The organism is Clostridioides sp. ES-S-0108-01 (assembly GCF_020662285.1).
Classification (GTDB): Bacteria; Bacillota; Clostridia; order Peptostreptococcales; family Peptostreptococcaceae; genus Clostridioides.
In genome coordinates this window covers 1-13,506 of sequence record NZ_JADGMN010000008.1, presented here as the reverse complement: position 1 = coordinate 13,506, position 13,506 = coordinate 1, and the positions used below count along the sequence as shown (strand labels likewise).

Annotated in this window: 12 protein-coding genes; 9 read left to right on the top strand and 3 right to left on the bottom strand. The window is 27.9% G+C overall.

Translation table 11 applies throughout. The features are described from left to right. The first annotated feature begins 54 nt into the window (after positions 1–54). Both IR152_RS09275 and IR152_RS09270 read left to right on the top strand, forming a co-directional pair. Positions 55–807 (top strand): MurR/RpiR family transcriptional regulator, encoded by a 753-nt coding sequence (locus IR152_RS09275; RefSeq protein ID WP_227451558.1) that lies wholly within the window; start codon positions 55–57, stop codon positions 805–807. A 133-nt stretch (positions 808–940) separates the two neighbouring features. After that, a complete protein-coding gene (locus tag IR152_RS09270) occupies positions 941–2,290 on the top strand; it encodes a 6-phospho-alpha-glucosidase (RefSeq protein WP_413927484.1) in 1,350 nt (449 codons plus the stop codon). 108 nt (positions 2,291–2,398) lie between these two features. On the opposite strand, the gene IR152_RS09265 is transcribed toward IR152_RS09270, so the two are convergent. After that, positions 2,399–3,595: a pyridoxal phosphate-dependent aminotransferase gene (locus tag IR152_RS09265; protein WP_227451556.1), complete on the bottom strand. Its 1,197-nt coding sequence runs from the start codon at positions 3,593–3,595 to the stop codon at positions 2,399–2,401. A 384-nt stretch (positions 3,596–3,979) separates the two neighbouring features. On the opposite strand from IR152_RS09265, the gene galT reads away from it, so the two are divergent. Both galT and IR152_RS09255 read left to right on the top strand, forming a co-directional pair. Beyond that, on the top strand, positions 3,980–4,930 hold the full coding sequence (galT, locus tag IR152_RS09260) for a galactose-1-phosphate uridylyltransferase (RefSeq protein ID WP_227451555.1): 951 nt from the start codon (positions 3,980–3,982) through the stop codon (positions 4,928–4,930). Between the two features lie 121 nt (positions 4,931–5,051). Continuing rightward, entirely contained in the window at positions 5,052–5,804 is a 753-nt protein-coding gene (locus IR152_RS09255; RefSeq protein ID WP_227451554.1) for an exodeoxyribonuclease III, read from the top strand. A gap of 91 nt (positions 5,805–5,895) precedes the next feature. On the opposite strand, the gene IR152_RS09250 is transcribed toward IR152_RS09255, so the two are convergent. Beyond that, on the bottom strand, positions 5,896–6,672 hold the full coding sequence (locus IR152_RS09250) for a 3'-5' exonuclease (protein WP_227451552.1): 777 nt from the start codon (positions 6,670–6,672) through the stop codon (positions 5,896–5,898). Positions 6,673–6,988: 316 nt separating this feature from the next. Here IR152_RS09250 and IR152_RS09245 point away from each other — a divergent pair, with 316 nt between their 5' ends. Next, positions 6,989–8,887, top strand: a complete 1,899-nt coding sequence (locus IR152_RS09245; protein WP_227451551.1) for a glutamine synthetase — start codon at positions 6,989–6,991, stop codon at positions 8,885–8,887. A gap of 127 nt (positions 8,888–9,014) precedes the next feature. Here the strand turns inward: IR152_RS09245 and IR152_RS09240 are convergent, their stop codons facing one another. Beyond that, the gene (locus IR152_RS09240; RefSeq protein WP_227451550.1) at positions 9,015–10,136 is read right to left on the bottom strand and encodes an MGDG synthase family glycosyltransferase; all 1,122 of its coding nucleotides are present in this window, start codon (positions 10,134–10,136) and stop codon (positions 9,015–9,017) included. Positions 10,137–10,334: 198 nt separating this feature from the next. Between IR152_RS09240 and IR152_RS09235 the strand changes: the two genes are divergently transcribed. The 4 genes from IR152_RS09235 to IR152_RS09220 all read left to right on the top strand — a co-directional run bounded on the left by IR152_RS09235 (position 10,335) and on the right by IR152_RS09220 (position 13,284). After that, complete coding sequence (locus IR152_RS09235) at positions 10,335–10,667, top strand: PadR family transcriptional regulator (RefSeq protein WP_009889116.1); 333 nt, start codon at positions 10,335–10,337, stop codon at positions 10,665–10,667. Then, positions 10,654–11,583 carry a DUF1700 domain-containing protein gene (locus tag IR152_RS09230; RefSeq protein WP_227451549.1) on the top strand — a complete coding sequence of 310 codons (930 nt, stop codon included), beginning with the start codon at positions 10,654–10,656 and terminating at the stop codon, positions 11,581–11,583. Before IR152_RS09235 ends, IR152_RS09230 begins: the two co-directional genes overlap by 14 nt. After that, the gene (locus IR152_RS09225) at positions 11,576–12,646 is read left to right on the top strand and encodes a DUF4097 family beta strand repeat-containing protein (protein WP_227451547.1); all 1,071 of its coding nucleotides are present in this window, start codon (positions 11,576–11,578) and stop codon (positions 12,644–12,646) included. Before IR152_RS09230 ends, IR152_RS09225 begins: the two co-directional genes overlap by 8 nt. Positions 12,647–12,747: 101 nt before the next feature. After that, on the top strand, positions 12,748–13,284 hold the full coding sequence (locus tag IR152_RS09220) for a hypothetical protein (RefSeq protein WP_227451545.1): 537 nt from the start codon (positions 12,748–12,750) through the stop codon (positions 13,282–13,284). Positions 13,285–13,506 lie beyond the last annotated feature (222 nt).

Below are 13,506 nucleotides of genomic sequence, written 5' to 3'. Positions count from 1 at the left end.
ATAATGAAATGTGACTGAGTTATTTAACTACAAATCACTATTATGGAGGTATAAATGAACTTAATAGACAAATTAGATATAAATCAAAAAAAATTATCTACAAATGAAATATCTCTCTTAAACTATTTCCTAAAAAATTCTGAAAAAATAAATCAAAAAAAGATTAAAGATATAGCAAACGAAACTTTTAATTCAACTGCATATATAGTAAGGTTCTGCCAGAAACTCGGTTTCTCTGGATATAGTGAATTTAAAAACTTTTTAGTTTTTTCATATTCAAATAAAAATGAAAGAAATAAGGAGTTTGCTAAAAGTCAAAGCGATATTTTTACTGATATTATGGATACACAGAATTTAATAAATGAAGAGAATATAGATATGTGCTTATGTGAAATACATAATTCTAAGCATATATATTTTTTTGGTGTTGGCTCATCTAGATTAGTATGTACTGAAATGTCCCAACGATTTTCAGCTATAGGTGTAAATGTAAAATACTATGATGATTCAACTCTTATGTATTTGGCTGCATCAAATATTAATAAAGATGACCTTGTAATTGCTATATCTATGTCAGGAGAGACTGCTCAGGTTATTAAGGCATGTAATATAGCAAAAACAAATCAAGTTAAAATAATTTCTTTGACAAATATAAGTGTCAACTCATTATCAAATATAGCTGATATAAAATTATTTGTATCTTCTCCACAATATAATTTTAATAGTGTTAACTATACATCTAGAGTGCCAGCACTTTCTCTTATGGAATATATGTTTCATAAATACATTGAAAAATACAATAGATGAAAAAAGTTACAATTTTGAAAAAAATACTAAAACTGAACTATTTTTAACTATTACCTAAAAGTATTCATGTAGAAAACTTTATATATTATAATCATCTTACAAAGTTAGTTAATAAAAAACAGGGGTGATTAATATGACAATGAAAAAAAGATATAATATAGCGATAGTTGGAGGAGGTAGCACTTGGACTCCAGGACTTTTAAAGTCTTTATGTAAAATGAGTGATAGATTTCCTCTAGATAAGGTAACGATGTTAGATGTAGTAGAAGAGCGTCAAAGGTTAATAGGTGAATTTGGAAAGATATTATTTAAAGAAGAATATCCTAAAGCGATACTTGAATATACTACAAATCCAGATGAAGCATTTGTAGATGTAGATTTCGTATTTGTTCAAATGAGAACGGGTGGTCTTAAGATGAGAGAATTAGACGAACAAATTCCTCTACAATTTGGACTAGTTGGTCAAGAAACTTGTGGAGCTGGTGGATTTGCCTATGGATTAAGGTCTATAGGTGATATGATAGAAATGGTTAAAACTGTAAGGAAATACTCTCCTAAAGCATGGATTTTAAATTACACAAATCCTGCTGCTATTGTTGCAGAAGCATTGAAAAGGGTATTTCCAGATGATAAAAAATTACTTAATATGTGTGACCAACCAGTTAACTTATTAAGGTCTTATGGAAGATTACTAGATATGGACTCAAGAACATTTGAGCCTGTATACTTTGGATTAAATCACTTTGGATGGTTTACACATTTGTATGATAAAAATGGTGAAGATTTAGTACCTAAGATAAAAGCTTTAGTAGCAAATTCTGGCTTCCAACCTGTTGATGCAGAACAAAGAGATAAATCTTGGCTAGATACTTATGGAATGGTTAAAGATATGTTAGAAGATGTACCAGATTACTTGCCTAATACATATGTACAGTATTATCTATATCCTGATAAAAAGGTAGCTAAATCAGATATAAATTGTACTAGAGCAAGAGAAGTCATGAATGGAAGAGAAAAGCGTGTATTTGAAGAATGTAAATCTGTTATAGAAAAAGGAACATCTATAGGTTCTAATTTAGTGCATAATGATGCTCATGGAGAATTCATAGTTGAAGTTGCAGAAGCAATAGCTCATAACAAACACCAAATAGCTATAGTTATAACAGAAAACAATGGAGCTATTAACAACTTACCTGATGATGCAATGGTAGAAGTAGCTGCAATTCTTACTAAAAATGGACCTAGACCTTTACATGTAGGCAATATACCAACATTCTACAAGGGAATGTTAGAAGGTCAATTAGCTTATGAAAAGTTAGCAGTTGATGCGTACTTTGAACAATCTTATGAGAAAGCTCTTTTATCTTTAACATTAAATAGAACTATAATCTCTCCAACTAAGGCAAGACAAGTTTTAGATGCTTTAATTAAAGTGAATAAAGATTACTGGCCAACTCTATATAAAGCAAATGAAAAGGAGTAAGATTTAAGATTTAATTAATACATTAATTAATAAATATCCCCTTTTCAAATAATATCTGAAAAGGGGATATTTTATATCATTAAATTTATATAAATTAATTTTTAAAAATTATTTGTGTAAAGCTACATATTGTTCTAAACCTTCTTTTAATAATGTAGCGGCTCTATGAAGGTCTTTTTCATTTAGGATGTAAGCCAATCTTATTTCATCACGTCCTAAACCTGGAGTAGCATAGAATCCTTCAGCAGGGCAAACCATAACTGTTTCATTGTCTTTGTTGAATTCTTTTAGCATCCAGATTGTGAAATCTTCTGCATTTTCAACTGGTAATTTAGCAACTATATAGAAAGCACCAGTTGGTTTTTTACATATAACACCTTCAACTTTCATTAATTCATTGTACAATACATCTCTTCTTTTTTTGTATTCTTCATTAACTTCTTTGAAGTAAGAAACAGGAGTTTTATATAATTCAACAGCTCCTATTTGCTCTAATGTAGGAACACAAAGTCTTCCTTGACATAATTTAAGTATTTGAGCGATAAGACCTTTATTTTTACAAGCGATAGAACCAATTCTAGCACCACAAGCACTGTATCTCTTAGAAACACTATCTATTATTATAACTCTATCTTGTACACCTTCTAAGTTACCACAGCTTGTGTACTCAAGCCCATCATAAACAAACTCCCTATAAACCTCGTCTGCTATTATCCATAAATCTTTTTCTTTAGCTATTTCAGCTAGGATATTAAGTTCTTCTTTTGTATAAATTGCACCAGTTGGATTTCCTGGGTTAGAAAGAATTATAGCCTTAGTTTTATCATCTACTTTAGACAAGATTTCCTCTTTAGATGGAAGGTGGAAACCGTTTTCTGCTTTTGTTGTAACAGCATTAACTTCTACATTTACAGATTGACCAAACCCATTGTAGTTAGTATAGAATGGTTCTGGAACTAATAGATTGTCTCCTGGGTCACAAACTGCCATCATAGTGAAAAGTAAAGCTTCACTACCACCATTAGTTACTAATAATTCATCTTTTTCAAAATTCATATCGTAAGTTTTGTAGTAATTTTGAAGTGCTTCTAATAATTCTGGAATACCTTCTGATGTAGCATATTCTAAGACTTCGCTATCAAAGTTTTTAACAGCATCAAAAAAACCTTTAGGAGTTTTTATATCTGGTTGTCCTATGTTTAAGTGATATACTTTGATTCCTTTATCTTTTGCTGCCTGTGCAAATGGAACAAGTTTTCTGATTGGAGAGGCTTGCATTGCACGAACTCTGTTTGAATAATTCATTTTAATACCCCCTATTTAATTTAAATACGCATATTGTATTATGCAAATTGTATATTTGAATACAAGACATCTTTACAAGATAATAATAACATACTTATGGGTAAAAATCATCAAAAAAAATTAATATAGTTTTAAAATAAACTTTTAACAAATTATAGTAAAATACCCGTGTTTATGCCAATAAACTATGAATTCGTAAATTAATTTATGGTAAGATAATATTCTGATACATGATAGTAATTTTCTAGTTATAATCTTTCAATTCTAGACAAAAATAGATAATAATAAATATGCAAAATTATAAAAAATATTATAAATTTATTTAACAGATACGATAAATATCATATAATTATATTAAAGGCTATTAACTAAGAGGTGTTAATTATGAAAGAATTAAGAATAGATCCAATTACCAATGATGTTGTTATATTTGCTACTGATAGGTTAAAAAGACCTTTAGATACAGCAGATATACCAAATGAAGATGAAGAAACTAATGAATATGATGAAGAATGTCCATTTTGCAAAGGAAATGAAACTTATGCAACTGATACATTATTTGAAATAGAAGGTGAAGAAGGATGGCTTGTAAAATCTATCTACAATAAATTTCCTATAATTGATGATATGGCAAGAGATGTATATGGTGTTCATGAAGTAATGATAGAGAGTGATAAACATAATCGTAGTTTTTATAACATGAGTCAAAAAGAATTTGAAGATGTTTTTTTTATGTATAGAAATAGATTTAGAGATTTGTCGAAAGATGATAAAATAGAGTATGTTAGTATTTTCAAAAACTTCTTGAGAAAGGCAGGGGCATCTTTGATGCATCCACATGCTCAAATATTGTCTATGTCTTTTATTCCCCCTGAAATTACAAATGAGTTGCTAGTTTCAAAAGAGTATTATGATAGCAATAAAAGTTCTTTATATGATGATTTAATAGAAAATGAAATAAATTTAAATAGAAGAGTTATTTATAATGGAGAAGCTTTTTTGGTACTTATACCATATGCAACTAAGTATAGTGGAGAAGTAAGAATAATACTTAAAGATAAGATAAAGTTTGGCGAGTTAAATGACGATAATATAAAGGAACTTTCTACAATATTTGAAAAGTTGTTTAAGAAACTATATAATATCAATGGATATATGCCATTTAACTTATGTATTCACACTCATCCAACAAAGATTGAAACAAAATCGTATTTTAATGTTCATATGCACATAATTCCAAGAAAATATAATTTTGGAGGATTTGAACTTGGAACGAACATGTATGTTTCTTCAATGAGCCCTGAAGAGTTAACAAAAAAATTAAAAATTGATTAAAACATGTATTTTTAGGTATTAAGTAAATAGTAATTTTTAGATAAAATTATAGTATGGTACTATTAAAATAAAATCAAATGAAGAATAACAATAAATTTACTGTTTAGGTGAGGAGTATAGTATGAGATTTATATCATGGAATGTCAATGGAATAAGAGCTTGTGTTGGGAAAGGATTTTTGGACTTTTTCAAAGAAATTGATGCAGATGTATTCTGCTTACAAGAAACTAAATTACAAGAAGGGCAAATAGAGTTAGATTTGCCAGGTTATTTTCAATATTGGAATTATGCTGAGAGAAAGGGTTATTCAGGTACTGCTATATTTACAAAAAAAGAACCTTTAAAAGTAATGTATGGAATAAATATAGAAGAACATGATAAAGAAGGTAGAGTTATAACTTTAGAGTTTGAAGATTTTTATTTTGTTACAGTATATACACCAAATTCTCAAACTGAACTAAAAAGATTAGAATATAGAACTAGATGGGAAGACGACTTTATAGACTATTTAATTGAATTAGACAATCATAAGCCTGTGATTGTGTGTGGAGATATGAATGTTGCACATACAGAAATAGATTTAAAAAATCCTAAAAATAATATGAAAAATGCAGGTTTTACTAAAGAAGAAAGAGAGAAGTTCTCTAAATTATTAGATAGTGGGTTTATAGACACATATAGATATTTTAATCCCGATAAAGAAGGAGTCTATAGTTGGTGGTCATATAGATTTAATGCAAGAAAAAATAATGCAGGGTGGAGAATAGATTATTTTTGTGCATCTAAAAAGCTAGAAGATAGATTGGTAAGTGCAGATATACACACTGAAGTATTGGGTTCAGACCATTGTCCAGTCGAACTGGAGATAAAATAAAGATTAATCAGGATAAAAATTGGGCTGTAGATATAAATTTAAAGCTAAATATTTTTTTAATCTACATGCCTATTTTTAACCTAAATCAACCCTATTTATTTTTTCTTTGCTTAGCATTTTCTAATGTAAATTGATTCGTTTTTCCCATGTTATAAGCTAAGTTAACGATTTTTTTTTCGTCTTTAGTCAATTCACGATTTAAAATTTTCCTAAACTCGTCAAATAACTTATCATAGTCAACTCTTTTTTTATTAGAATATCTTATAGTTTTAGGTTTGATGCTCGTATAAAGATATATATCTGGCACTATACTCGGATTGTATATCTTAATAAAAACTTTAGCAGTATAATATGCATCATTTAAGGCATTGTGATAAGACATTTTTTCATCAAGTTCCAATATAGAAATAGCATTTTGTAATCCAATACTTTTTCCTGCTGGATTATTGAAGTATTTAGATGCATGTTGCTGTATATTAATATAAGACTTAGGTAAGGAATTTGATGGTAGTTTATGGTAATTGATATTCCTGTATAATTCCTTTAAATCTCCTGCTCCCCAGACACATAATATAGGGTCTTGGGATGATATAAATTTTATGAAATTGTTGTAAACTTCTGGGAAGGTAGGTGAATTATTAAAATCAGAATATTTAATATTAGTCATACGACTAATAAAGGGATGTATTTCTTTATAAATTGTAGGTTTCACATAACTATTAAACGTATCTATTATATTAAATTTAGAATCCAATTTAATTGCTCCTATTTGTATAATTTCAAAAGGACACTTTTCATTGGATGCAGTCTTATTGAGTTTTTTATCAAATCCTTGATTAAATTCCAAATCGAAAATTATGTATTCCATAAAGTTTATCTCCTAAATTTTTTTATTATTGCTGTTATTTATAGATTATATTATAAACAAAATAAAATTTTCAAATAAAAATACTTTTATTTTAGTATACCCCATATTTATAAAAATGTTAAACTATTGTATGTATAATATTTTTTCCAATAAAAAATATTGCGAACTTTTTGTACTTGATATATAATAATATAAATAAAAACACGAATAAAACACGAATGATTTGCAAGAAAAATTCATAAATGTAAGGAAAAATGAATTTTATCTTGTATTTAACAAAATAAAATTTACATAAAAATTATGGGAGAGTGAAAAAATGGATAGTCTATTATACGTAATAGAGAAAGATAAACATACTAATGAAGAAATAAGAGAAATTCTAAAAAGTAATAAAAATATAAGATTTGTTTCCTTAATGGGAGTTGATTTAGGAGGAAATGCAACAGATGAAAAGATTCCTGTAGAATTATTTTTAGAAGATATAGATAAGTTTTTGGAATCAGCTATACAGACTGATGGTTCTAGTGTTGAGCTTTACAATATAGCTACATTGAATAATGCAAAAGTAGACTTAATGCCAGATAAAAGTTGTCATTGGTATGTAGATTACAATATGGAATATATAGATGAAGAAGTAGGCTTGCCTGTTGGAACATTAAAGATACCTGCATTTTTGATACATGATAATAAAAAAGTATGTTCTAGAGGAGTACTTCAAAAAGCAGATAAGTATTTTAAAAAATCAATGTACGAAATATTTAGAGAATATCCACATGTAATAAATAACATAGGAATAAATTCAGTAGATGATATAGAAGAAATAATGTTAACAGCAGCTACAGAGCTTGAGTTCTGGGTTAATACTCCTGAGGATAAAGCTGACTTGGAAAAATTATATGTATCACAAAGTTTAAAAGAACAATACTGGAAAAGAACTCATGGTATTATAAGAACTTGCTTAGAGCAAAGTTTAATTATACTTCAAAAACTAGGTGTAAACCCTGAGATGGCTCACAAAGAGGTTGGAGGGATACAAAGTTCTATTAGTATAGATGGAAAGACAAACCATGCTATGGAGCAATTAGAGGTTTCTTGGAAGTTTTCTACACCATTACAAGCAGCAGATAATGAATTATTAGTAAGAGATGTTATAGAAGATGTATTTACATCACATGGACTAGAAGTTACATTTAAAGCAAAACCAATTCATGGAGTTGCAGGAAGTGGTGGACATACACATGTAGGAGTAAGTGCAAAGCTAAAGGATGGAAGTATAAAAAACCTATTTGCTCCAAAAGATTTAAAAGAAGACTATCTAAGTGAATTGGGATATGGAGCTCTTATGGGACTTCTTTACAATTATGAGGTATTAAACCCAATTGTAACAGCTTCCAATGATGGATTTAATAGATTAGTTCCTGGATTTGAAGCACCTGTATGTATAGTTACATCTCTGGGGCATAGTTATGAGATTCCATCAAGAAATAGGTCAGTACTCGTTGGTTTAATAAGAGATATGAAAAATCCAAAGACTATAAGATTCGAGTTAAGGTCACCAAGCCCTTTATCCAATACGTATTTAGTAATAGCAGGGTGTTATCAAACGATGTTGGATGGTATAAAAGCAACAGCTAAGAGTGGTCTTAGTACAAAAGAACTTGAAAAAGAGTTATCTAAAAATGTAGGTGAAGAAAGTTTCTATTTAGAAAAAGATAGAGCGTATAGAGATGAAAATGATGTATTTGAACATTATAGTTTGGAAGAAAGAAATGCAAGATTTGGAATTCCACCAGCTACAGTTTATGAAAATATGAAAAATTTAGAAATATATGCTTCAAAATTAAAATCTTTAAAACAAGGCGATGTATTTACTGATAGTATAATAGAGTCATTTAAGATTGGAGCTATAGATAAGTGGCAAAAGAAATTAAAAACTAGAATAATAGAGGATGGAATTCAAAAGATAAGAAGTATTGTAAAGATACATACAAAAGAAAATATGGATGCACTTGACGAGGTAGTTTGGAATTCAATATCAGATTTAAAGTTCAATATTATGAAGGATACTTTAACTAGAGAATCACTATTTACTAGGGTGAAAGAAGCTGTAGAAAATAAAGATTATCAGACTGCCTCAGATTTACAAATAGAGTTAAAGAGAAGTATGGAAGAAATACAACAACTATATATGCAATATAAGAAAAATATATACTAAGATAATAATTTGATTTTGATATGATAAAGGCAATCAAGTATGAGTAAGTACTATGAGTAAATTCTCAAATGTAAAAGCATACTTGATTGCCCTTAGTTTTATGTTTGAAATTTTGTAATAGTACAATTTAGCTGTAATGATTATCTATTAATTCTGATATATAATCAGCAATTTTATCTGGATGAATGACTGTTTTAAATTCCTCTAAATTTTTTTTCATAAAGTTTATTATAGAATCAAATTCATTTGATACTAATTTATAAAATATGTTTTTAAGGTCTAGGTCATCACTATAAATCATGCCAAGACCCTTATCTATTATAAATTTAGCATTTTCAATTTCTTGTCCAACTTTTGGCATTTTTACGAGTACTGGAGTTTGTGATTGAATAGCTTCAAATATAGTTGCTCCTCCAGGCTTAGTTAGCATTAGGTCACACTCTCTTATTAGATTATACATGTCGTTTACAAATCCAAGTACTTTAATATTTTTTAGAGGTTTTTTATGAGTTAGATTGTCATATAATTTTTTGTTTTTACCAGTAACTATTGTAATTTCTATAGAATCACTATGTTCTTCAATAAATTCATCTATCCAATGCATAAAATCCTCATCTATATCAAATAGACCTCTTCCTCCACCTAGAAGTAATAATCTATATTTATCAAGACAGAGTTCTTTACTTTCAATTTGAAATCTTTTATCTACAGGAACGCCAGTAACCTTTATGGAGTCTGGATTTATTCCTTTTTGAAAAAATCTATTTTTTATTTCAGGAGAAGGAACAAAATACAAATCTGTATTTTCAAAAACCCATTCCATACTATCTACAACATCTGTTATAATTGTAAGTGTCGGTATATTTATATCAGGGTTCTTTATCTTAAAGTTGTTTACACAAGCAGCAGCTAGTGGAAATGTAGAGATAATCAAATCTGGATTTATATCAGCAATATACTCAGAAAGTTTAGGTGTATATAATTTATGAGATAAATCATGTCTTGAATCAAACGATTTCTTAAAGTAATAATAGTAATTATATAATCCAGGAGTATATTTTGTATTGTTTTCATAAAGTTTTACCATAGGCTTATTCATCATGGGAATACTTGCATTTATAAAGTTTTGTATAACAACATTATAGTTACTATATTTTTCAATAATACATTCTTTGACTGCTTTTGCAGCACTTATATGTCCAGCACCAAATTGAGCAGTTAAGATTAATATTGTTTTATCATCTTTCATTTTAGCCAATTTATCACCACTTTCATAAAATATATCTGATTAGAGTATTATACATTTATAGAAGGATTTAATCAACAAGAATATTTAAAAATAACTATTGTGCAGAACATAGTACTGTGTTATTATGAGGATATAAGAAGTTTTAACATAGTACCTTGTAAAACACAATACTGTGTATTTAAAGAAAGGATGGAGTATATGAACACACAATTTAGAAAGGGTGTTTTAGAAATTTGTGTACTTGCTCTCATATCTAAGAAAGATATGTATGGATATGAGATAGTACATAACATCTCTAAAGTAATAGATGTAAATGAAGGAACAATATATCCTATTCTAAGAAGACTTACAAAAGATTTGTATTTCGAAACATATATACTAGAATCTAATGAAGGTCCTGCTAGAAAATACTATAGAATAACTTCACTAGGAAAAGAGAATTTATCCAATCTGATGGAAGAGTGGAGAGAATTTGTAAAGGCTGTTGAGATTTTAATAAGTGAAGATGAGGGAGGTAATGAACTTGAATAAAACTGAGTTTCTTGAAATTTTAAAGGATTATCTAAAAAAAGATTTTTCTGAGAGCGAAGTTAATGATATATTGAGAGATTATGAAGAGTATTTCGTAGATGGTCTTATAGAGGGAAAGAGTGATATGGAGATAATAGCATCACTTGGTTCACCAAAATCTATAGCCAAAGAGCTTATCTTACAGACTAAAGAAAAAAACATTGAAGAGGAAAAAATAATAAATACAGATGTTTTAAATGATAAATTTAGTAAGTTTAAATCGGATATGAAAAAGGGTTATTCTGTCTTAAAGGATGAAGCTAAGGAAAAGTACAATAAATCAAAAGAAAATATAAATGATAAGCTTACACCAAGTATAGAAGAAGGTGTTGGAGGCTTATCTAGACAAGTTATAAAGGCATTATTAGTAGTATTATCTTTATTATTGATTGTTCCAGCATTTGCATTTATATGTACTGTTATATCAGTTGCTATTGGATTAGTTTGCACATTAATTGCCTTTGTTATATCAATTCCATTTGTGATTAAATTTATATCAATGGTTCCAGATGTTGCGATGTTTTGTATCTTTGCAACTATAGCATTTATAGGGATTGAGATACTAGCATGGCAAATTTTGTTGTTCGTTATAAAACTAGGTAAACAATTACTAGGCAGTTATATAAACTGGATAAAGAGAAAAAACATTTATATAAATGCAAATGAAAAGATGGAAAAAAGAAATAAAGATACTTTAAATGATGAAGATTTGAATAAAAATATTAATGAAGATTTATATAGTGATGACCACTACAATATGAAAGAAGACAGTATCAAAGAAACTGATGACTATAGTGATGATAGTATAAATTTTGAGGCGATGTATAAAGACTTTGAAGATATAGATGATAAGAAAGGAGAAGATAAACATGAATAAGAAACTTGCCATATTTGCTACAGTTTTATTGGTAATAGGCATAATTGGAACAACATGGTCAGGGATTTTAGTTATGCCAAGCTTAATAAACTTTGGGCTAGAGAAGGAAATTGAATTAAAAAAAGAAAATAAACTTTATCAAGAAAAAGTAAATATTGACAAGTTAGATGTATCTGTTGACAATATAAATGTTATGATAAAGAAAAGTTCAAGTGAAGATGTGCGTGTGACTACAAGAGGGAATAATGAATTTTACAAATACAGTGTAACTTTACAAGATAAGACTTTAGTTGTAAAAGGCGAAAGGAAATCTGAAAATAAAATTAAAAAGATTAAAAATTTCGACCAATTATTAAATACATCTATAAATAGTATGTTTTCACATGATTATAGAGAGCTTATAATATATGTACCAAATAATGTAGACATAAATGCATCAAGTATAAGTTCGTACTTATTTGTATATGATAATGTAGCTTCAAATAATATAACATATAAAACTTCTTATGGAAGTTTTAGTAGAGCTATAACAGAAAACAAAGTAAATAGACTAGAAAACTTAAACTTAATATCTAATAGCAATCTTAGTTTGTCAACAAAGTCGATTTTAGGTGTTAAAAATGTAAATATAGAATCAGAGTCATTGGATATATCTTCAGATTATGAAGATGTATTTATAAATAATCTAGAAGAGTATATACCTGAAAATGTAAATATAAAAGAGAAAATAGGTAGAAGCTCAAATTATGATAGTGAATTTAATTTGTACTCTAACATACCAATTGCTAAGTATTTGTATATAGAAGTTCCAAATTCTAAGGTAAGCCTTGATATACCAGTAAATAAGTATAAATTTAATTGTGATATAAAGTCAAAAGAGGTAATTGAAGAATTTAATAATGATGAAGAATATAACAATGATTCCTATGATTATGAACATAGTGAAGGACATAGCAACAAGTACAGAAATATAAGGGAAATAAAAGGGCTTTTGAATAAAAATCTGTCGAATTTAGAAAAAGAGTATACTATAAAAATAAATTCAAATAGATTAGAATTGTAAATAATTTACTATAATAATTTATAAATTGATTTAAAAGTATAAAAATATAATCTATACTATGGTATAATAAGTATCGAAAGAGAATTAGGAGAGGGATACTTATGAATAAAATAGCAGTAAGTTTTTTAATAATTGCTACTACTTTATTGAGTACAGCATGTATGGATTATAGCATCAGCGCAGTTGAGCTAGTTGATTCTAAAGAATCAGCAGTTGTAAAGAAGGATGAGGATGCCAAAGAAGAAACAACTAGTAAAATGATTAATTCTAAGAAGACTACTAAAATACCCATAGAGATAATTTCAAAGGATGATAAGATAGTAAAGTACTTACAGATTGATGAAGAAAGTACACTTAAAGATAAACTGCGATTAATCTTAGACACATTATCAAATGAGTATTTTAATGGTTTAGACATGGAAGTAGAAGTTAAGGAAAAAGACAATCTCGTTAAAATAAACTTGATAGAACCAGATGAAAAAAGTAGAGTTTCTTGGAAGGATGATTATTTGAATGAACAAAATATAATATATACTATAAATAATATTATTAAAAATGTCATCCAAGAAGAAGATAATAGTATTTGGATTGAAGAAGTAGAGATATACTACAATGGAAAATTAATAGAGTTAAGATAAAGAAGATGTGTATTTACACACATCTTTTTTTTATAATTTTTTAATTCTTATAAAATCCTTATATTTATGATTTAGAATGATTCTTGTAAATAAGTTTGATTAAAAAATAGCTACGCACACTCGTGACTTTAGTCATGAGTTAGTAGCTAAAATAGTCAGCATATAGGGAAACTTATATGTAGAGATAGGATAGAACCTATCCAATACTACTTGAATTGCTAA